Source organism: Burkholderia sp. Bmkn7 (assembly GCF_041103175.1).
Taxonomy (GTDB): Bacteria; Pseudomonadota; Gammaproteobacteria; order Burkholderiales; family Burkholderiaceae; genus Burkholderia; species Burkholderia cepacia.
On the sequence record NZ_JBGCUH010000002.1, the window covers coordinates 1930379 to 1949912 of the forward strand.

The 19534-nt window shown below is 69.2% G+C and carries 17 protein-coding genes; 5 read left to right on the forward strand and 12 right to left on the reverse strand.

The window, feature by feature from the left end; all coding sequences use genetic code 11:
- Positions 1 to 135: 135 nt before the first annotated feature.
- The gene (locus AB3K92_RS14585; RefSeq protein WP_369465314.1) at positions 136 to 945 is read right to left on the reverse strand and encodes a helix-turn-helix domain-containing protein; all 810 of its coding nucleotides are present in this window, start codon (positions 943 to 945) and stop codon (positions 136 to 138) included.
- Between the two features lie 95 nt (positions 946 to 1040).
- Between AB3K92_RS14585 and AB3K92_RS14590 the strand changes: the two genes are divergently transcribed.
- Both AB3K92_RS14590 and AB3K92_RS14595 read left to right on the forward strand, forming a co-directional pair.
- Entirely contained in the window at positions 1041 to 1292 is a 252-nt protein-coding gene (locus tag AB3K92_RS14590) for a hypothetical protein (protein ID WP_048021897.1), read from the forward strand.
- 46 nt (positions 1293 to 1338) lie between these two features.
- Positions 1339 to 2304 carry a zinc-binding alcohol dehydrogenase family protein gene (locus AB3K92_RS14595; RefSeq protein WP_124587654.1) on the forward strand — a complete coding sequence of 322 codons (966 nt, stop codon included), beginning with the start codon at positions 1339 to 1341 and terminating at the stop codon, positions 2302 to 2304.
- A 170-nt stretch (positions 2305 to 2474) separates the two neighbouring features.
- Here AB3K92_RS14595 and AB3K92_RS14600 read toward each other — a convergent pair whose 3' ends face one another.
- From AB3K92_RS14600 to AB3K92_RS14620, 5 genes are all read right to left on the reverse strand, one after another.
- The gene (locus AB3K92_RS14600) at positions 2475 to 3566 is read right to left on the reverse strand and encodes a porin (protein ID WP_059552336.1); all 1092 of its coding nucleotides are present in this window, start codon (positions 3564 to 3566) and stop codon (positions 2475 to 2477) included.
- 162 nt (positions 3567 to 3728) lie between these two features.
- Complete coding sequence (locus AB3K92_RS14605) at positions 3729 to 4796, reverse strand: ABC transporter ATP-binding protein (RefSeq protein ID WP_059552334.1); 1068 nt, start codon at positions 4794 to 4796, stop codon at positions 3729 to 3731.
- Positions 4789 to 6561, reverse strand: coding sequence for an iron ABC transporter permease (locus AB3K92_RS14610; protein WP_124922401.1), 1773 nt, complete (start codon positions 6559 to 6561; stop codon positions 4789 to 4791). The genes AB3K92_RS14605 and AB3K92_RS14610 overlap by 8 nt, the downstream gene beginning before the upstream one ends.
- 122 nt (positions 6562 to 6683) lie before the next feature.
- Entirely contained in the window at positions 6684 to 7784 is a 1101-nt protein-coding gene (locus AB3K92_RS14615) for an ABC transporter substrate-binding protein (RefSeq protein ID WP_059623146.1), read from the reverse strand.
- A 218-nt stretch (positions 7785 to 8002) separates the two neighbouring features.
- Positions 8003 to 9490: a PLP-dependent aminotransferase family protein gene (locus AB3K92_RS14620; RefSeq protein WP_369465315.1), complete on the reverse strand. Its 1488-nt coding sequence runs from the start codon at positions 9488 to 9490 to the stop codon at positions 8003 to 8005.
- 102 nt (positions 9491 to 9592) lie between these two features.
- On the opposite strand from AB3K92_RS14620, the gene AB3K92_RS14625 reads away from it, so the two are divergent.
- The 3 genes from AB3K92_RS14625 (at position 9593) to AB3K92_RS14635 (ending at position 13151) form a co-directional block, all read left to right on the forward strand.
- Positions 9593 to 10834: a multidrug effflux MFS transporter gene (locus AB3K92_RS14625; protein WP_369465316.1), complete on the forward strand. Its 1242-nt coding sequence runs from the start codon at positions 9593 to 9595 to the stop codon at positions 10832 to 10834.
- A 138-nt stretch (positions 10835 to 10972) separates the two neighbouring features.
- The gene (locus tag AB3K92_RS14630; protein WP_021164068.1) at positions 10973 to 11653 is read left to right on the forward strand and encodes a response regulator; all 681 of its coding nucleotides are present in this window, start codon (positions 10973 to 10975) and stop codon (positions 11651 to 11653) included.
- A gap of 79 nt (positions 11654 to 11732) precedes the next feature.
- A complete protein-coding gene (locus tag AB3K92_RS14635) occupies positions 11733 to 13151 on the forward strand; it encodes a sensor histidine kinase (RefSeq protein ID WP_042978283.1) in 1419 nt (472 codons plus the stop codon).
- 135 nt (positions 13152 to 13286) lie between these two features.
- Here AB3K92_RS14635 and AB3K92_RS14640 read toward each other — a convergent pair whose 3' ends face one another.
- The 6 genes from AB3K92_RS14640 to AB3K92_RS14665 form a co-directional block, all read right to left on the reverse strand.
- Positions 13287 to 14153 carry an MOSC domain-containing protein gene (locus AB3K92_RS14640; RefSeq protein ID WP_369465317.1) on the reverse strand — a complete coding sequence of 289 codons (867 nt, stop codon included), beginning with the start codon at positions 14151 to 14153 and terminating at the stop codon, positions 13287 to 13289.
- 88 nt (positions 14154 to 14241) lie between these two features.
- Positions 14242 to 15195 (reverse strand): ABC transporter substrate-binding protein, encoded by a 954-nt coding sequence (locus tag AB3K92_RS14645; RefSeq protein ID WP_369465318.1) that lies wholly within the window; start codon positions 15193 to 15195, stop codon positions 14242 to 14244.
- Positions 15196 to 15232: 37 nt separating this feature from the next.
- Positions 15233 to 16426 (reverse strand): cytochrome c, encoded by a 1194-nt coding sequence (locus AB3K92_RS14650; RefSeq protein ID WP_369465319.1) that lies wholly within the window; start codon positions 16424 to 16426, stop codon positions 15233 to 15235.
- Between the two features lie 50 nt (positions 16427 to 16476).
- Positions 16477 to 17304, reverse strand: coding sequence for an ABC transporter ATP-binding protein (locus AB3K92_RS14655; protein WP_369465320.1), 828 nt, complete (start codon positions 17302 to 17304; stop codon positions 16477 to 16479).
- Complete coding sequence (locus AB3K92_RS14660) at positions 17298 to 18440, reverse strand: ABC transporter permease (RefSeq protein ID WP_369465321.1); 1143 nt, start codon at positions 18438 to 18440, stop codon at positions 17298 to 17300. Before AB3K92_RS14660 ends, AB3K92_RS14655 begins: the two co-directional genes overlap by 7 nt.
- Before the next feature lie 4 nt (positions 18441 to 18444).
- Positions 18445 to 19524 carry an ABC transporter substrate-binding protein gene (locus tag AB3K92_RS14665; RefSeq protein ID WP_369465322.1) on the reverse strand — a complete coding sequence of 360 codons (1080 nt, stop codon included), beginning with the start codon at positions 19522 to 19524 and terminating at the stop codon, positions 18445 to 18447.
- Positions 19525 to 19534 lie beyond the last annotated feature (10 nt).

The window sequence follows — 19534 nt, forward strand, 5'->3', positions numbered from 1 at the left end:
ACCTTGTGTCGGCGGACCGGCGATTTTCGACGTCCTCGCGTCATCGATCTACCGCATTTCCGGATGGCGCGCGATTGATATGCGGCGAGTTCGATGGGCGGAGTTGAGTCGACAGGCACAGGCGCTGCGAATGGGCTATGACTGACCTCCACCATTCTTGGTTTCACGCCTTGTAAGTTCCATATACTTCCCCGGCGTCGTCCCCAACGCCCGCCTGAACATGTCGATGAACGCGCTCACGTTGTCGTACCCGAGATCGAGCGCGATCGTCGTCACCGGCACGCCGTCGGCGATTTTCTCCAGCGCCCGCAGCAGCCGGGCCTGCTGACGCCACTGCGCGAACGTCAGCCCCGTCTCGGCCACGAAGCGGCGGCTCATCGTCCGCGCGCTGATTCCCGCCCATTCGGCCCATTCCTCCAGCCGCCGGTTGTCCGCGAGATCCGCGGCAAGCGCATCGGTGATCCTCGTCAGCCGCGGATCCTGCGGCCGCGCCAGCCCCAGCGCCTCGACTTCCGACGACGCGATTTCATCGAGGATCACGTCGGCGATCCGGGTTCGAGCGGCATCCAGCTCTGAACCCTCCCAACTCGCCGCGCGCTGCACGGCTTCGCGCAGCAGCGGCGTCGTGCGGATCGCGCGCGGGGTATACGGCAGCGCCGCGCAGCGCGCTTCGGCGATGAACGCCGACCAGCCGGAAATCGGCCCGAACGAATGCAACGAATGGCGGCAATGCGGTGGAATCCAGATCGCATGGATCGCCGGCACGACCCAGTCCTGGTCGTCGAGGCCGATCGTCAGCAACCCGCTCAGCGCGCCGACGAGCTGGCCGCGCGCATGCGAATGAGGTGGCGTCACGCGCGGGTCGCGTTGCGACAGCATGGCGGCAACGACGAACGGGCCGTCGTCGGACGTGACGAAGCGGGCGGGCAGGAGCGGATCGGACATGGCCGGATATCGGTATCGAATGGCCGTTATACCGGAGATCGGCCGAATTTGCACGCCTACACTGCGTCCATCGATAACAACCGGAGTACGACACGATGCGAGCCGAACAGATGCTTCCCGACCAGACCGACCGGATCACGCTCGGCGATACGACGATCCGCAAGGGGACCGTCGGTGCGTTCCTGGTCAACGCGCGGGTGCTGACCGACCCGAACGCCGCGCCCGCCGACCGGGCGCGCGCGGAAGCCGACGCGATCGATGCGTTGCCCGCGCTGCGTGCGCTCGGCCTGTTCGACGTGCTGGAAGTGCGCGATCCCGCGCTGCGCGCGTGGCTCGACGCACGCTGATGCGCACCGGAACCGTCGATCGGGATCCCCGATTCAAGGAGTCACCATGAAAGCAGCAGTCGTGACGGGCGCCGGCGTGCGGCCCGTTCATATGGAGTTCGATGCGCCGCACGCGATGCCGGGCCACAGCCTGATCGACGTGACGGCGTCCGCGCTGAGCCGGATCGCGCAGGGGCGCGCGGCCGGCACGCATTACTCGTCGGAGGGGCGTTATCCGTTCGTCGTTGGCGTCGACGGGGTTGGCCGCCGTCTCGACGACGGGCAGCGTGTCTACTTCTTCGGCGCGCCCGCACCGTTCGGCGCGATGGCCGAACGCACGATCGCGCCCGATACGCAGTGCGTGCCGCTGCCGGATACGCTCGACGACGTCACGGCGGCCGCGATCGCGATTCCCGGGATGTCGTCGTGGGCGGCGCTGACCGAACGCGCGCGGCTCGTCGCGGGCGAGACGGTGCTCGTCAACGGTGCGACAGGTACGTCGGGGCGGCTGGCGGTTCGGATCGCGAAGCATCTCGGCGCCGCGAAGGTGATCGCGACGGGCCGCAACGCGGCCGCGCTGCAGGCGTTGCTGAATGCCGGCGCGGATGCCGTCGTGTCGTTGCAGCAGGACGACGCACATCTGGCGCGCGCGCTCGAACCGTATTTCCGCGCGGGCGTGGACGTCGTGCTCGATTATCTGTGGGGCGCCAGCGCGCAGACGCTGCTGGTGGCCGCCGCGAAGGCGACGCCCGAGGGCCGCCGGCTGCGTTTCGTGCAGATCGGCTCGATCGGCGGCGCGGACGTGCTGCTGCCGGGGGCGGTGCTGCGGGCGACCGCGATCGAACTGATGGGCAGCGGCATCGGCAGCGTGTCGCTGCCGCGCTTGCTGGCGTCGGTGCGCGGTGTGTTCGACGCGGCCGGACCGGCGGGGCTGACGATCGACACGCGCACGGTGCCGCTGTCGGCGGTTGGCGAGCACTGGAGCGATACGAGCAGCCTCGTTCGCCCGGTGTTCACGATGCATGGCGAGTGACCGGCAAGGGCCGCGGATGAGGGCACGGCCGTCGTGTGCGGGAAGCTGGCCGATCGCCCGTTGTCACGCTGATGCGCGCGGCGGATGCGATGCAGGGCGGCACGCGCGCAATGAACCGCACAAGACGGGCGGCGCGATTCGAAGACCGCTCGCCGCCCGTATCGTCAAACTCAGAACCGCTGCTGAATCCCCGCAGTCACACCGACCTGCGTGGTGCCGTAGCCCACGAAATCGCGCGACACACCGACCTTCTGGTCGTGCTTCGCGATCGCGAACGCGCCGGCCGCGTACAGCACCGTACGCTTCGACAGCGCGTAGTTCGCGCGCAACGACACGAGCGTCGGGTCGGCATCGCTGCCGCCCTTGATGTTCTGGTGATAGACGGCCGCGATCAGCGAGAACGCCGGTGTGAACTGGTACGAGCCGCCGAGCCAGTACGTGTCGCTCAACTGGTTCGCCGCCGTGGTGCGGAACGTGCGCTTGTAGTTGCGATAGCCGGCCATCGTCTTCAGGTTGCCGAAGTCGTAGCTCAGGCCCGCATGGATGCCCTGGATGTAGTTGACGGTATCGGCCGGCGTGACGCTGTCGGCCGCGCCGTTCTGCCTGTCGAACGTGACCACCGCCGCGAACGGGCCTTTCTCGTAGCCGACCGCGAAATCGTATTTGGAGCTGGTCTTCACGCTGCCCGGCACGTTGCCGAAGCCGTACAGCGCGCCGAACTTGAACCCGCTGAATTCGCCGTCGTAGCGCACCGCGTTCGACGAGCGCGTGAACATGCCGTCCTTGCGGCCGCCCGTCGCCGTCGCCGCCGATGCCCACGAGTAGTTCTGCGCGTACCCCATCGGGTCGAACGGCAGCATGTAGTCGTAGGTGACGGTGTAGTTGCGGCCGAGCGTCAGTTCGCCCCATTTGCTTTTCAGGCCGACCGTCGCGCGGCGCGCGAAGATCGAATCGGGGCCGTCGTCGAGCGCGCCGTTCGCGAGGTCGATCCCGCTTTCGAGGCGGAACACGGCCTTCAGCCCGCCGCCGAGATCCTCGACGCCGCGCAGGCCCCAGCGCGACGTGTTCTTGTTGCCCGACTTCAGCTTGACCGAGCTGCCGCCCTCCGGCGCCGCGTGGTTCGTGTATTCGATGCCGGCATCCATGATCCCGTACATCGTGACCGACGACTGTGCGTGTGCGACGGATGCGGCGATGCAGGCCGCGGTGGCCGATCCCGTGAGGACTACTGTGCGAATCGAACGTTCTGCGCGTGACTTCATTGACGGTGTCTCCTTGGTTCTTGTGGGTTGGGGTGAAACGGATGCGGCGCGCAGCAGCCCACGACAGACGCCGGAAGACGTCCGCCGGAAGGCATGTCATCCCATGACGAGATGTGCGCGGTATGCGTGCGCGACGGCGAGCGTGCTGCCGCCGCGCGCAGGTCAGCCCGCTTTCGCGAACGCCCAGCAGTCGTTGGTCGGGAATTCGATCCAGTGCTTGCCCGCGGCGCGCGGCACGTGGCCGAATGCGCGAAGGCGCATCTCGCCGCAATGGAACAGGTACTCCCAGCGATCGCCGAGATACATCGACGTGACGAGGTCGGCCTGCAGCCGGTTCGCGCCCGGGCCGTCGGCGACCTGCACGCGTTCGAGGCGGATCACGGCCTGCGCGTCCTGGCCCGGCGCGAACGTGTCGCGGGCGAGGGCCTGCAGCTCCCAGCCGTCGCCGGCGAGCGTCACGCGTTCCCCGTCGATGGCCGCGACGCGCGCGTCGATCCGGTTGTTGCTGCCCATGAACTCGGCCGTGTACAGCGAGCGCGGCGCGCCGTACAGCTCGGCCGGCGTGCCTTCCTGCTCGATGCGGCCGTTGCGCAGCAGCAGGATGCGGTCGGACATCGCCATCGCCTCGGTCTGGTCGTGCGTCACGCACAGGGCCGACAGCCCGAGCGACACGATCAGCTCGCGCAGCCACGCGCGCGCTTCCTCGCGCAGTTTCGCGTCGAGGTTCGACAGCGGCTCGTCGAGCAAAATCACCGGCGGGTTGTAGACGAGCGCGCGGGCGATCGCGACACGCTGCTGCTGGCCGCCCGACAACTGATGCGGGAAGCGTTCCGCGAGATGGCCGAGGCCGAGCTGGTCGAGCGCGGTCTGCACGCGGCGCTTCTGTTCGGCCGGCGCGACGCGGCGCAGCTTCAGCCCGTAGCCGACGTTGTCGGCGACGGTGCGGTGCGGCCACAGCGCGTAGGACTGGAACACGAGGCCGAGCGAGCGCTGTTCGACGGGCAGGTCGACGCGCTGCGCGCCGTCGAAGAACACGCGGTCGTCGAGCTGGATGCGGCCGTCGGACGGCTGTTCGAGGCCGGCCACCGCGCGCAGCAGCGTGGTCTTGCCGCTGCCCGACGCGCCGAGCAGGCACACGACTTCGCCGGCCTTCAGTTCGAACGACACGCCCTTGAGGATCGGATTGGCGCCGTAGCTGAGATGCAGGTCGTCGACGATGAGCTTATCCATGAAGTTTCACTCCGAAGCGCAGGGCCACGCCGAGACCGGCGCCGACCATCGCGATGTTGATGACAGAAAGCGCGGCGACCTGGTCGACGGCGCCGGTCGCCCACAGCGACACGAGCAGCGCGCCGATCACTTCGGTGCCGGGCGACAGCAGGTAGACGGCCGTCGAGTATTCGCGCTCGAAGATCATGAAGATCAGCAACCACGCGGCGAGCAGGCCGAAGCGTACGAGCGGCAGCGTCACGTCGAGCGACACGCGGCTGCGGGTCGCGCCGACGCTGCGGCCGGCTTCCTCGAGTTCCGGGCCGACCTGCAGCAGCGCGCTCTGGATGAGCCGCATCCCGTATGCGAGCCACACGACCGTGTACGCGATCCAGATGCTCCACATCGAGTTCTTCAGCTCGCGCAGGCCGGGCACGAACAGGAAGATCCACAGGAACGCGAGACCGGCGAGCAGGCCGGGCACCGCACGCGGCAGCAGCACGAGGTAGTCGAGCAGCTTGGTCGCCCAGTCGGGGCGGCGGTGGCCGGCGAACGCGACGAGCGAGTAGAAGCCGATCGCGAGCGCGCCGCCGATCACGCCGATGCCGAGCGTGTTGACGATCGCGCGCACGAGGTTGTCCTGCTCGAACAGTTCGGTGAAGTTCGACAGCGTCAGCACCTCGGCGAGCGCGACGCCTTCGCCCCAGTTGGTCACGAACGCGCGCAGCACGATGCCCGAGATCGGGACGATCACGGTCAGCATCAGCCACAGCACGACGATCGCGAGCGCAACCCAGCGCCACACGCCGAGCGGCAGCACCGTCGTACGGCCGGCCTTGCCCTTCACGGTGACGAAGCGGTTCGCCGTCTTCAGCAGCCGGCGCTGCAGCAGCACGAGCGGGAACGTGATCGCGACGATGCACACCGCGACCGCGGCCATCAGGTGATACGACGGCACGCCGAGCTTGTTGGTCAGCTTGTACAGGTAGGTCGCGAGCACGAGGTGGCCTTCCGGGTCGCCGAGCACGAGCGGCAGCCCGAACACCTCGAAGCCGAGGAAGAACACCAGCACGCCGGCGAACAGCAGCGCGGGCATCGTCATCGGCAGGCTCACGTCGAGCGCGACGCGGAACGGGCGGGCGCCAGTGACGCGCGCGGCTTCCTCGACGTCCGAGCCGAGGTTGCGCAGCGCGGCCGACGAATACAGGTACACGTGCGGCACGTGCGTGAGGCCGACGATCACCGTGATCGCGAAGATCGAATACACGTTCCAGGGCACGTTCTGTACCCCGAACAGTTCCTTGAACCACACCGAATAGAAGCCGACCGGGCCGGCCGCGACCACGTAGCCGAACGCGAGCACCATCGGCGACACGAACACGGGCGTGAGCAGCAGCGGTTCGAGCCAGCGGCGGCCGGGCAGGTCGGTGCGCACCATCAGGAACGCGAGGATGCCGCCGAGCGGGATCGAGATGAACAGCATCCCGCCGGCGATGATGAACGAGTTCTTCACGGCCGACCAGAAGTCGGGATCGCTGAAGACGAAGCGGAAGCCCTCGATGCCGAGCGTCTTGTTCGCATCGAAGAACGGCGCGGACAGCAGGCTCTGGAACAGGATGAAGCCGAGCGGCAGCGCGACAGCGATGGTGAGTACCGCGACGACGATCCAGCGCAGCATGCCGGCGAGCGGCTGCAGGCTGTTGACCGGCAGCGCGGGAATCGCGTCGCGCGGGCCGGCGGCAGGTGGCGCGGCCGGTGCCGCGCCGCGGGTGCTGGTTGAAAGCATGAGTTCGCCCCTGCGGCCATCCGGATGGCCGCCTCAAGGAAGTCGGTAAGGGGAAGGGGCCGCCCGCGCGATGTGCGGCGGGCGGCCATGGGTCAGCCGGAGCCGATCAGCCGATCAGCGGATCAGCTCTTGATCGCCTGCTGCCATTGCTTCAGGAACGCGAGCCGCTTCGACTGGTCCAGGTAGACGAGCAGGCCGGTGCCGATCTGGATCGGCTTCAGCGAATCGCCGAGTTCCTTCGTGAGGCTCGCGGCCGACGTCTCGCCGGTCACGTCCGTGCGGATCGCGTACAGGTTCGCCTGGTTCGCGATCATGGTCTGGCCGCGCTTCGACAGCAGGTAGTCCACCCACAGCTTCGCGGCGTTCGGGTTCTTCGCCTTCTTCGAGATGGTGGCGAGGCGGCTCACGATCTGCGTGTAGTCCTTCGGGAATACGTAACCGATCGACTTGTCCTTCTTCGCCTTCGCGTACGCATACGAACCGATGATGTTGTAGCCGATCAGGTTTTCGCCCGACGAGATGCGTTCCATCATCGCGCCGGTGCTCGATTGCAGCTTCGGGCCGGTCTTGCCGATGGCCTTCACGAGTTCCCACGTGACCTTCTCGTTCAGGTGCGCGTCCTGCGTCAGCGCGTTGAAGCCGACGCCGGATTTCTCGACGTCGTAGGTCGTGAGCTTGCCCTTGAACTTGTCCGGTTGCGACGTGAGCAGCTTGATCAGGTCGGCGCGCGTTTTCGGCACTTCGTTTTCGGGGATCAGGCGCTTGTTGTAGACGATCGCGAGCGGCTCGAACGTCGTGCCGTACGCCTGCTTCTGGTATTGCGCCCATTGCGGCACGTTCGGGCCTTCCGGCGAATCGTACGACGCCATCAGGCCGTCGTTGACGAGCTTGACCTGGAGGTCCATCGCCGAGCTCCACAGCACGTCGGCGCTGGTGCTGCTTGCCGCGTTCTCGCTGATGTAGCGGTTGTACAGCTCGGTGCTGTTCATGTCGTTGTACTCGACCTTCACGCCGTACAGGCTTTCGAAGTCCTTGATCAGCGGGCGCACGAGGCCCGTGTCGGTCGTCGAGTAGACGATCAGCTTGCCTTCCTTCTTCGCGGCGTCGATCACGCCCTGGTAACTCCCCGGATACCCGGCCGGAACCTGCGCGGCGGCGCTGCCCGCGGCAGTGCCCAGAACGACCGCCAGCGCGGCGGCGAGGTGCTTCGGTGCAAACGGCATGTCTTCCTCCAGTTACGTCTAGGTGTTGTTCGAGTGACGCGGATGTTAATTGCGGCGCACTTTCAGCTCGCTTTCATTTCAGTTCACAATCGCGTCGTTCGTGTCATGGATTTCCCGAGGTCGATGCGGCGGCGATCCGACGTTTCGCGGCGCGCGGCACGATCCGGCAACGGAGGGAAGCGGGTTGCCGCGGGGCGCGGCAACGACGGCAGGGGCGCCTAGACGGGGGGCGCGAGCAGCTTCGCGAGCAGCCGGCCGCCATGCCGCGCGTGCGCGGCCGTCAGCGCCGAGTACCCGACGACGACGCCTGCCGCGCACCGCGCGCTTCGACAGAATCCGCGGACCGGCTGCAACTCGATGCCGGCCGCGCGGGCTTGCGCGACATACGTTGCGTCGTCCATCCCGGGCGGCAGCCACAGCACGAAATGAAAGCCCGCGTGTTCGCCGGACACCGTGTACCGTCCGCCGGCGTGTTTCGCCAGCTGATCGAGCACGATGTCGCGCCGCTGGCGGTACGCGTGACGCGCCGCGCGCAGGTGCTTCGCAAAATCGCCGTGCGCGATGAAGCGGGCCAGCGCCAGCTGGGGCGCCACGCCGACCGAGCGCGCGGTCGCGTGCCATACGGCCGACAGCGCCGGCCGCAGTGCCGCCGGCACGACCATGAAGCCGATGCGCAGCCCCGAGAACAGCGTCTTGTTGAACGAGCCGCAGTAGATCACGCGATCGCACGCGTCGAGCGATTTCAGCGCGGGCAGCGGGGCGGTCTGGTAGCTGAATTCGCCGTCGTAGTCGTCTTCGACGATCCACGCGCGGTTGCGCTGCGCCCAGTCGAGCAGTTCGAGCCGGCGCGACACCGACATCGTGACGCCGAGCGGCGCCTGATGGGCGGGCGTCACGTAGGCCGCGCGCGCATCGGGAAACCGGTCCAGCGACGCGGTATCGATGCCTTCCCGATCGACCGGCACGTCGATCACGGTCGCGCCCGCGATCGTGAAGATCTGCCAGGCCGACGCGTAGCCGGGGTCCTCCATCAGCACCGTCGAGCCGGGCGTGAGCAGCGTGCGCGCGACGAGATCGATCGAATGCCGGATGCCGGTCGTGATGAAGATGTCGCCGGCGTTGCACGGGATGCCGCGATATTCGCGCAGATAGGCGGCGATTTCGTCGCGCAGGCTTTCGACGCCTTGTGCCGGCGTCGCCCCGAGGTCGTTCGCCGTCGCGGCAAGCAGGCTGGCTCCGAGCGCCTTCTTCCATTGCTGCATCGGCAGCAGGCCGGGATCGGCAAGCCGCGCGACGAACGGAATGCCCGGACGCACGCCTTGTTCCGGCTCGGCGGCGTCGGTCGTGCGCGCCGGCGCGGGGCGCGCGTCGACAGGGGGCGCGCCGTTGTCGCGAGATTGCGCGGCCGCGCGCAGGTAGCTGTCCGGTACCACCGCGCATACCCGCGACCCCGACCCTTGCGCGCGGGCGATGTAGCCCTCCGAGCACAGCCGGTCGTATGCCGCCTCGACCGTCCCCCGGGCGACGCCCCAGCGCGCCGCGAGGGTGCGGCTGGACGGCAGCGGGCTGTCGCCGGGGAGCAGGCGTTTCAGGATCGCGTCGCGTAGCGCGTCGACGATGCACTCCTGCTTCGACTGCGGATTGCCCGTGGACAGCCCGGCAGGGCACGGCAGATCGAGCGGTATCGCGGCTTTGCCTCGCGCCATAGTGGTCCAGTCAGGGTCGAATTTAATGGCCCTTCAGCTTATATCACTTTGACCTTAGATTTCAGTCGACCACATCGATCCGACCGGAGGCGGGCTCACCGCATGAAAACGCGTTCATTACCCCAGTGGGGCTGGCTGTTCCTGTTGATGCTCGTCGTGTGCCTGCCGCGTGTCACGATCGATGCGTACCTGCCGTCGCTGCCGGCGATGGCGGACACGCTGCACGGCACCGACGCCCAGTTGCAGCTCACGCTGACCCTCTACATGGTCGGTTATGCGCTGTCGATGCTGGTGTCGGGGCCGTTGTCCGACCGTTACGGCCGTCGCCCCGTCCTGATCGGCGGCCTGTGCCTCTACGTGGTCGCGAGCGTCGCCTGCGCGTGCTCGACCAGCATCGCGGCGATCGTCGCCGCACGCATCTTCCAGGCATTGGGCGGCTGCTGCGGCACGGTGGTCGGGCGGGTGATCGTGCGCGAGCGCTTCCCGGCCGCGATGCAGGCCACGATGCTGGGCCGGATCTCGGCCGGCATGGCGCTGTCGCCCGTGATTGCGCCGCTGGCCGGCAGCGCGCTGGCCGAGTGGCTCGGATGGCGGGGCGTGTTCGGATCGCTGGCGGCGGGCGGGGTGGTCGCGGCGGCGATGGTGCTGCGCTACCTGCCGGAGACCCGCGAAAGCGACGCGCGGCCGGCGCCGGGCGCGGGGCTCCTGCGGACATACGCGGGCCTGCTGCGCGAGCGCCGTTTCCTGCGCTACTCGCTCGCGATCAGTTTCGCGTACTGCACGTACTACCCGTTCATCGCGGAATCGTCGACGCTGTTCCAGCGGCAGCGCGGCGTATCCGGCCCGGTGTATGCCGCGATCTTCGGCCTGACCGTGCTCGGCTACCTGATCGGCTCGCACGTGTTCGCACGGACCGGCACGCGCTGGAAGGCCGATTCGGTCATCGCGGCGGCGGCGGGCGTGAATCTGGCCGGCACCGCCGCGTTGTGGATCGGCGGAGCGGTCGCGCCGACGGCGGTGGCGGCGCTCGTCGTCCCGATGTTCTTCGTGATGATCGCCGTCGGGATCGCGATCCCGGCCTGCCAGTTCGCGGTGATGCAGCCGTACACGACGATCGCCGGGACGGCGTCCGGGCTGTTCTTCTTTATCCAGATGGCGATCACGGCCGCGTGCGGCGGCGTGCTGGCGTGGCTGTCGGACGGCACCGCGCACCCGATGATCGTCGTCACGGCCGGGGCGAGCGTCGCGTTCCTGGCGGTGGTGGTCGGCCTGCGCGAGCGGCGGCACGCAGGTGAAGGTTCGCGCTTCGCGCCGCGCGGCCGCGCCGCCGCCGCCGAGCGCTGAGGGCCAAGCGTTCGGCGACGGTCGGCGGGCCGTCCGACGCGCGGGCGGGCCCGCGGCGCAACCCGTGTTTCCGCGAGGCGTCGCGATGGAAAGGATCATGTAATGTAGCGGCCTGTCGCTGACCTTCCCGGAATCCCCATGCGTGTGCTGCTCGTCGAAGACAACCCGAACCTCGCCCAGTCGCTGAGCGACGCGCTGAGCGCGGCGCGCTTCGCTGTCGATCACATGGCGGACGGCGAGGCGGCCGACCACGTGCTGCGCACGCAGGATTACGCGCTGGTGATCCTCGATCTCGGGCTGCCGAAGCTCGACGGGCTGGAAGTGCTGCGGCGGCTGCGCGCGCGGCGCAATCCGGTGCCGGTGCTGATCCTGACCGCGCACGGGTCGGTCGAGGATCGCGTGAAGGGGCTCGATCTCGGCGCCGACGACTATCTCGCGAAGCCGTTCGAGCTGACCGAGCTGGAGGCGCGCGCCCGCGCGCTGATCCGCCGCAGCCTCGGCCACGAGCATTCGCGGGTCGAATGCGGGCCGCTTTCCTACGACAGCATCGACCGCAGCTTCCATCTCGCGGGCGAGCCGCTGTCGCTCACGCCGCGCGAGCGTTCGGTGCTCGAGGTGCTGATCCTGCGCAACGGCCGTGCGATCAACAAGGAAACGCTGTCGGAGAAGATTTTCGGGCTCGACGAATCGGTCAACGCCGATGCGATCGAGATCTACGTGTACCGGCTGCGCAAGAAGCTCGAGAACACGGGTGTCGCGATCGTCACGCTGCGCGGGCTCGGTTATCTGCTGGAGGCGAGGGCGGAGGCGGCGGAATGAGCCTCCCGCCCATCCGCGGCGGTTCGCTGCGCCCCGACGCGGCGCGTGGCGTCGTTGCGGCGGCCCGGCGGAACGCATGATGCCCCGCCCGAACCTGCGCACGCAGGTCGCGCTGTGGCTGCTGCTGCCGCTGCTCGGCCTGCTCGCGCTCGACTCGTGGCTCACGTACCAGCGCGCGATGAACGCCGCGCACGTCGCGTTCGACCGCACGCTGTCGTCGTCGCTGAAGTCGATCCGCGAAGGCGTGCGGCTCAATGACGGCGAGATCGAGGTCGACCTGCCGTATCTCGCGCTCGAAATGCTCGAATCGAGCGACGGCGGCAAGATCTACTACCTGATCCGCGAGGACAACGGCCACACGGTCACCGGCTACCCGGACCTGCCGCTGCCGCACGGGCGCGACGCGGGCGACGGTGCGCTGTTCGTCACGCGCTACTACGACGTCGTCTATCGCGGTGAACAGCTGCGGATGGCCGCGCTGCGCATCCCGGTGCACGACGTGCCGACCGCGCAGTCGCGCATCGTGTGGGTGATGGTCGGCGAGACGATCGAGGCGCGCCAGGCGCTCGCGCGCGAGATCCTGGTGGGGTCGCTGCTGCAGGAAGGGCTGCTGGTCGTGCTGGCGCTCGGCATCGTGTGGCTCGGCGTCGGGCGCGGGCTGCGGCCGCTGAACCGGCTGTCGGCGACGGTCGCCGCGCGCAGCGAGGACGATACGACGCCGCTCGATACCGGCGCGATGCCGAGCGAACTTGCGCCGCTCGTCGAGTCGATCAACCAGTACATCGGCCGCACGCAGCGGATGCAGGTCGCGCGGCGCCGCTTCTTCGCGGACGCGGCCCATCAACTGAAGACGCCGCTCGCGGCCGTGCAGGCGGGCGTCGAGCTCGCGCTGCGGCCCGACGAGCAGCCGCGTGCGAACGGGCACCTGCGGCGCGCGAACGGCGCGGTGCGGCAGGCCGCGAAGATCGTCCAGCAATTGCTGTCGCTGTCGCGGCTCGATTCGGACAGCGGCCACGCTGTTGCCCACCAGCCGGTCGCGCTGCACCGGCTCGCGCGCAGCGTGACGCTCGACTGGTCGCCGGTCGCACGTGCGCGCGACATCGATCTCGGCTTCGAGCATGAAGCCGACATCGACGTGCACGGGCAGCCCGACCTGCTCGGCGAGATGATCGGCAACCTGATCGACAACGCGATCCGTTATGCGGGCGATCGCGCGGTGATTACGGTACGCGTGTCGCGCGACGGGGCGCATGCGCGGCTCGACGTGATCGACAACGGGCCGGGCGTGCCGGCGGACGAGCGCGACGCGGTGTTCGAGCGCTTCCATCGCGGCAGCAAGACGCAGACGGTAGAGGGGACGGGGCTCGGGCTGTCGATCGTGCGGGAGATCGCGCGCGTGCATCAGGGTACGGTGACGCTGGCCGATGCGGCCGGCGGGGGGCTGGTCGTGACGATCCGGTTGCCGGCGGCGAACGACGCGGGGGCGCATGCCGCGTGATGGCGAGTTGCGAGGTGGGCAGCCGGGAGCGGTAACGGGTAAGCGGGAGGCGATTAGCAGGCGGTAGGAAGCCGCTCGGGCGGCTTCCGGGCTACGAAGACGATGTGATCGGGTGAGCGGTGCCGTGTGCGGGCCTCAATCGCCGAACCCGATCTCCGCTTCCAGCGCCTGGCCGACTTCGAGCCACCCGCCCGCGCCTTCGACGACGATCGCGTTGATGCCGAACGTCAGCTCGCCGCTGAAGTTCGGGTTCGCGCGATAGGTCTGCATCGTGTCGGTCGGCTCGTGCGGCCACGCGGGATCGGGCGCGCCGGTGACCTGGTCGATCGTCGGCATCGGGCAGCGCGTGCACGGCTTCACGAGCCGCAGCCGCACGGGCGACGCACCTTCCGTATCGAGATGCTCGACGAAATCCTCTTCGTACGCGTCGAGATCCGACACCACGATGTTCGGCCGGAAGCGGTTCATCGGAATCGCCGGTGCGCCTTTGGCGGTGAGCCGCGCGTTCAGGTCGTCGAGCGACGACTGGCCGATCACGAGCAGCGGGTAGCCGTCCGCGAACTGCGTGTGCGTAGCGATCTCGCCGGTCCATTTGCGATTGCAGCCGCGGCGCGCATCGGGCGCGAAGCGCGCGAGCTTCGCGGGCGTGCCGAGGAATTCGGTGAGCCAGGCGGCCGTTTCGGCGCCCGTGTCGATCGCATCGACGGTGTCGCGCCACACGGTCGCGGCCATTTTCGGCGTGGCGGCGGATACGTCGCCGTCGAGCGGCGTGCGGATCTCGCGCATGCCCGGCGCGCTCAGCACGAGCGCATCGTTGTTCAGTGCGGTGCGGATCAGCGCGAGGCGCGGGTGCGTGCGCTGCGTGATCATCTGTCCGGCGGGGTCGGTGATCAGCCAGTGGCGGTCGTACGCCAGGCCCGTTTCGAGCAGCTGCGCGCGCGACAGCGCGATGCCGGCGCAGGATTTGATCGGATAGACGAAGAGTTCGGCGATGGCTGGCATGACGCTGGCTGAAGGCGGATGGCGAGACTGCGATTGTGCCAGATCGCGCCGCAGCCGTTCGGACGGCTGCGCTGCGTCGCGCGGCCGGTCATGCGAGCGGGAAGCCGGGGTCGAACGTGGTACGCACGTCGAGCGGCTGGCGCAGCAGTCCCGCCTTCAGGTAGAAGTCGGCCGTGCGCTGCTGTTCGGCGATGACCGTCGCGTCGATCGGCAACCAGCGCGTGTTGCGGCGCTCGAACTGCAGCTTCGCGGCCGCCGGCGGAATGCCGATGATGCGCGCGAGCGCCGCCGAATACGCGTCGGCATGCCGGTACGACCAGGCCTGCGCGCGCACGACGCGCCGCAGGAAATCGTGCAGCACGTCGCGCTTCGACGCGATCGCCGCGTCGGTCGCCGCGATGTAGCTGAGGCCCGACCACAGCCCGCGGCCGCTGACGAGCACGCGCGCGCGCCCGCTCGTTTCCGCGAGTGCGGTATAGGGCTCCCAGGTCGCCCACGCATCGATCGAACCGGTTGCGAGCGCAAGCATCGTATCGGCCGGCGGCAGGAAGCGGAACGAGACGGCGTCGGGAGGCAGGCCGGCCGCGTCGAGCGCCTTCAGCGTGACGAAATGCCCGATCGAGCCGCGTGTGGTGCCGATGCGCTTGCCTTTGAGGTCGGCCGGCCATTTCAGCGCGGCATCGGGCCGCACGAGCACCGCCGTGCCGTATGGGTCGGAGCGGTTCGCGCCGATCACCTTGATGCGTGCGCCCGACGCGAGCGCGAAGATCACCGGCGCATCGCCGATCGGCCCGCAGTCGACGGCAGCCGCATTCAGCGCTTCGGCGAGCGGTGCGGCGGCCGGGAACTCGGTCCACGCGATGTCGTACGGCAGGCCGTTCAGTTCGCCGGCTGCTTCGAGCAGCGCGCGCAGCCCGCCTTTCTGGTCGCCGGCGCGCAGCAGCGGCCGCGTGCCCGATTGCGCGCGCACGGCGGCCGGGGCCGCGGCGATCGTGGCGAGGGCGCTCGCTTGCGCGAGGAAGTGGCGTCGGGTCGGATTCATCGTGAAGTTCGGTCGAAAGAGAAAGTCAGGAATTCAATCAATGCGGGAGCCCGGCCTGTACGTCGCGCACGGGTTCCGTGTCGACGCGCAGCAGCAGCGCGGTCAGCGCGTCGCCGTTCGCGGCCGGTACCGCCGGCCGTGCCGTGGCGTCCGAGCGGCACAGCAGGTCGGCATCCGACCAGCCCGTGCTGCCCGGCAACGCGCGCGCCCGCAGCCAGCCGCGGCGATCGGCGAGGAGTTGCGTGCCGCCGAGCGCGGCGGGCGCCACGCCGGCGATCGTCGCGAAGGCGGGCCACGCATCGGGCGTCGACGCGACGCAATCGGCTCGCGCCGTGCCGGCCATCTGCACCACGGGCATGCCGCTTGCCGTGACGAGCAAGGTTTGCCAGCGCGCGTCTTCCGGCGGGGGCGTCGCGCCCGGCGCGAGTGCGACGATGCGCACGCGCTGGCCTGCGCGCCAGCGATCGAGCGGTTGGGGCGCGGCGCTGCCGCAGCGGACGTCGAGCGCCGGCAGCGGCATGGGCACGGGCCACGCGCCTTCCGCCTGCGCGCCGCTGCCCGCGGCGAGCGCTTTCAGATAGTCGAGCACGGCCCAGGTGTCGCGGGGCCCGAGCGTCGCGGCGAAGCCGGGCATCGTCGGCACGCCGCGTTCGTCGCGCGTCCCGTGGCGCACGCGCCAGAACAGTTCGCCGTCGAGGCGGCGGGCGAGCAGGGCGCCGGCGAAGGTCGGCGGCCAGTGCGGGAGCGTGGCCGCAAGCGGCCCTTCCCCGCGTCCGTCCACGCCGTGGCACGCCACGCAGTGTTGCGCATACAAGTGCGCGCCGCGCATCACGTTCGATACCGAAAACGGCGCGGGATCGCGCTGGAAACTCGTCGGCACGGCGGGCGAAAGCCACAGCGAAGCCGGCGGCCACGGCGCGAACCACGCAACGGCGAGCGCGGCCAGCACCGCAAGCGCCGACGCCGCACGCCGCTTGCGTAACGCGAGCGCGATGCACGCGAGCACGGCGGCCAGCGTCGTCGCCGCGACGGCGAACGCGAGTTGCCGCGTGAGCCCGGCGTCGATGCGCAGCGTTTCGAGCGCGATGCGACGGGCCCACGGCCACGCAGGCTGACCGTCGGCGTCGCCCGTCAGCCCGATCGCATGCAGCACGCGCGACAGTGCGACTTGCGCGCGATACAGCCCTTGCAGAAACAGCAGCGCCCAGTCGGAGAACGTCGGTGCATTCATCGGCTACGTTCCCGCCGCACGGCGGCCCATCGTCGAACGGTACCGCGCATCTACCAGCTCGCATCGAGCCCGAGATGCCGCAACGCGTCGTGACGCAGCTCGGCGAGGCGCGGGTCGCCGCGATGGCGCGGGTAGGACAGGTCGACGCGCAATTCGGCGACGATCCGCGCGGGACGCGGCCCGAACACGATCACGCGTTGCGCGAGGAACAGCGCTTCCTCGACATCGTGCGTGACGAGCAATGCAGAGAAACCGTCGCGTTGCCACAGTGCGGTGAGTTCGGCCTGCATCGTGAGCCGGGTGAGCGAATCGAGCTTGCCGAGCGGCTCGTCGAGAATCAGCAGGCGCGGATCGTTGACGAGCGCGCGGGCCAGTGCGACCCGCTGCGCCATCCCGCCGGACAGCTGATGCGGGAACACGTTCGAGAATTCCTGCAGGCCGACACGTGCGAGCGCATCGTCGACGCGATGCTGCGACGCGCGCGCCACGCCGCGCGCCTCGAGGCCAAGCGCGACGTTCGCGCGCACCCGCCGCCACGGGTACAGCGTCGGGTCCTGGAACACGACGATGCGCGACGGATCGGGTTGCTCGATCGGCACGCCGTCCTGTGCGATTCCGCCTTGCCGTGCTGCGTCGAGGCCCGCGACGAGGCGCAGCAGCGTCGATTTCCCACAGCCGCTCGGGCCGAGCAGCGCGACGAATTCGCCGGCCGCGACCGACAACGTGACGTCGTCGAGCACGGGCAGCGGGCCGCCGGGGCCGTCGAACGCATGGCTCACGCGGCGGATGTCGATGCGCGCGCCGCGCGGCGCCGTGACGGCAGGCGACGCGGCGGGCGAAGCGGAAGCAGACGATTCGAGTACGGCGGCGCTCACCATTTGACGGTTCCTTTCTGCCAGGCGAGCACACGGTCGCGCACCGCGAACAGCAGCGCGATCAGCCCGGAAAACAGCAGCGCCATCACGATCAGCGCCGCATACATGTTCACGTACGAGGCCCAGCCCTGCGCCCAGCTCAGGTACCAGCCGAGCCCGGACTTGACGCCCATCATCTCGGCGACGACCAGCACCGTGAACGACGCGCTCAGCCCCATGAAGATGCCGACGAACACGTGCGGCAGCGCGGCCGGAATCGCGACGCGCAGCACGAGGAAGCGCGCGTTCGCGCCGAGCGTGCGCGCGACGTCGTAGTACTGCTTGTTGACGCTCGCGACGCCCGACCACGTCAGCACCGCGACCGGGAAGCCGGTGGCGAGCGCGATCAGGAACGCGGCGGCGGAATAGCTCGACGGGAAGAAGTAGAACGTGAGCGGCAACAGCGCGGTGGCCGGCACCGGGCCGAGCACGCGCAGCACCGGATGTACCCAGTAGCCGATCCGGCGCGACCAGCCGATCGACACGCCGACCGAGAAACCGACCGCGACGCCGTATGCAAAGCCGAGCGCGAGCAGCTTCAGCGTGTTGCCGGCGCTGCCGAGCAGGCGCGGCCAGTCGTCGACGTAGACCTCGATCAGTGCCTGCGGCGGCGCGAAGAACGGCGTCGGCAGCCAGCCGGTTTTTGCGGTGACGATTTCCCACGCGGCGAGCACGAGCGGCAGCGCGACGAGCCACGGGCCGGCCGGGCGCACGCGCGCGAGCCGCGTGCGCGTCGCGGCGACGAGATGGCCGAGCGTCGCCGCGGCGAGCAGCAGCGCGGCGATCGTCCACGCGGCCGTGCCGAACGTGTCCGTGTACGCCCAGTCGCTGAAACCGACGATGCGGTTCGGCCATAGCTGCGTGACGGCGCCGAGCGCGGCCCAGGCGAGCGCGGCGGCGATGCCGGTCGGCCAGGTGCGCGCGCGGCGCGCTTCGGCCGCGAGCGTCGCTTCGCAGGCCGTGCAGGCCACGCGTGCGGAGGCAGCGGAAGCACCGGAAGCACCGGAAGCACCGGAAGCACCGGAAGCACCGGAAGCAGGCGCGCCGCCGGCCGGTGACGGTGCGGTGCGCGCGGTGGAGGCGTGTTCGATCGTCGACATCGCGTCACCCGAGCACGTTCGCATAGACCTGCTGCGCGAAGCGCTGCGGGTCGGTGCTCTTCTTCAGCACGCTGATGCGGCGGAAATCGTCCGCATAGAACGCGATTTCCTGCTGCAGGTCGACGTTGGTCGGGTGGTGCGTGTAGGTGAGCGTCGCGTACAGCTTGCGCAGGTCATCGGGGCTGATCTTCGGCGAATATTTCGCGAACACCTTCGCGGCTTCGTTCGGGTTATCGTGCGTGAACTCGGTGGCCTGCACGATCGAGCGCGCGAGTGCGGCGGCGGACGGCCGGTCGTTGCGCACGAGGTCGCCGCGTGCGCCGATCACGCAGCACACCTTGCGTGCGTATTCGCCTGACAGGTTCGTGGCGAGTTCCGTGTACGCGCCGTTGCTGCGCTTTTCGAGGAGGTAGAGGTTCGGGTCGCCGTCGGCGATCGCGTGGATCTCGCCCTTGTCGACCGCGACGCCGAGCAGGTCGGCCGGATACTGCCGCCACGTGATGTCGCGCTCGGGATCGATCCCGTTCTTTGCGAGCAGGATCGAGAAGAAATGCTTGCCGGGTGCGGCCAGGTCGCTGACGCCGACCGTCTTGCCCTTCAGCGCCTGCAGCGTCGTGACGCCGGCCGCCTTCGAGCCGAGCAGCCGCACGCAGCCGCCGTGCGAGCTGCCGATGATCTTCACGTCGAAACCGGCTTCGAGCGGCTTCAGCCAGCGATGGATCATCCCGACCGCCGCATCGGCCTTGCCGGTCGCGATCGATTCGAGCAACTGGTCGGTCGAGCCGCTGTAGTTGATCAGTTCGACCTTCAGGCCGTTCTTCTCGAAGAAGCCGCGCTCCTGCGCGACGACGATCGGCGTCAGGCAGAACGCGTTCTGGTTCCACGCGAACGTGAGTTTCTTCAGCGGCGGCGCGGACCAGGCCTTGCGGCCAAGCGTGATCGCGGGCGCGGCGAGCGCGGCGGCGCCGGCCGCGCGCAGCAGCTTGCGGCGTTTGTCGTCGAGCGCGTCGTGCGTATCGTGCGTGTCGCGCGTATGGCGCGTATGGCGCGCATTGGCGGGCGCGGGTGCGGCGGTTCGGGTCATGTGGTCTGGT

What these genes read in the sequence shown, in the direction of transcription:
- AB3K92_RS14645 (WP_369465318.1), bottom strand. Translation starts at nt 15,195, where the DNA reads ATGAATCCGACCCGACGCCACTTCCTCGCGCAAGCGAGCGCCCTCGCC.
- AB3K92_RS14640 (WP_369465317.1), bottom strand. Translation starts at nt 14,153, where the DNA reads ATGCCAGCCATCGCCGAACTCTTCGTCTATCCGATCAAATCCTGCGCC.
- AB3K92_RS14665 (WP_369465322.1), bottom strand. Translation starts at nt 19,524, where the DNA reads ATGACCCGAACCGCCGCACCCGCGCCCGCCAATGCGCGCCATACGCGC.
- AB3K92_RS14660 (WP_369465321.1), bottom strand. Translation starts at nt 18,440, where the DNA reads ATGTCGACGATCGAACACGCCTCCACCGCGCGCACCGCACCGTCACCG.
- AB3K92_RS14595 (WP_124587654.1), top strand. Translation starts at nt 1,339, where the DNA reads ATGAAAGCAGCAGTCGTGACGGGCGCCGGCGTGCGGCCCGTTCATATG.
- AB3K92_RS14630 (WP_021164068.1), top strand. Translation starts at nt 10,973, where the DNA reads ATGCGTGTGCTGCTCGTCGAAGACAACCCGAACCTCGCCCAGTCGCTG.
- AB3K92_RS14620 (WP_369465315.1), bottom strand. Translation starts at nt 9,490, where the DNA reads ATGGCGCGAGGCAAAGCCGCGATACCGCTCGATCTGCCGTGCCCTGCC.
- AB3K92_RS14625 (WP_369465316.1), top strand. Translation starts at nt 9,593, where the DNA reads ATGAAAACGCGTTCATTACCCCAGTGGGGCTGGCTGTTCCTGTTGATG.
- AB3K92_RS14590 (WP_048021897.1), top strand. Translation starts at nt 1,041, where the DNA reads ATGCGAGCCGAACAGATGCTTCCCGACCAGACCGACCGGATCACGCTC.
- AB3K92_RS14650 (WP_369465319.1), bottom strand. Translation starts at nt 16,426, where the DNA reads ATGAATGCACCGACGTTCTCCGACTGGGCGCTGCTGTTTCTGCAAGGG.
- AB3K92_RS14585 (WP_369465314.1), bottom strand. Translation starts at nt 945, where the DNA reads ATGTCCGATCCGCTCCTGCCCGCCCGCTTCGTCACGTCCGACGACGGC.
- AB3K92_RS14610 (WP_124922401.1), bottom strand. Translation starts at nt 6,561, where the DNA reads ATGCTTTCAACCAGCACCCGCGGCGCGGCACCGGCCGCGCCACCTGCC.
- AB3K92_RS14635 (WP_042978283.1), top strand. Translation starts at nt 11,733, where the DNA reads ATGCCCCGCCCGAACCTGCGCACGCAGGTCGCGCTGTGGCTGCTGCTG.
- AB3K92_RS14655 (WP_369465320.1), bottom strand. Translation starts at nt 17,304, where the DNA reads ATGGTGAGCGCCGCCGTACTCGAATCGTCTGCTTCCGCTTCGCCCGCC.
- AB3K92_RS14600 (WP_059552336.1), bottom strand. Translation starts at nt 3,566, where the DNA reads ATGAAGTCACGCGCAGAACGTTCGATTCGCACAGTAGTCCTCACGGGA.
- AB3K92_RS14615 (WP_059623146.1), bottom strand. Translation starts at nt 7,784, where the DNA reads ATGCCGTTTGCACCGAAGCACCTCGCCGCCGCGCTGGCGGTCGTTCTG.
- AB3K92_RS14605 (WP_059552334.1), bottom strand. Translation starts at nt 4,796, where the DNA reads ATGGATAAGCTCATCGTCGACGACCTGCATCTCAGCTACGGCGCCAAT.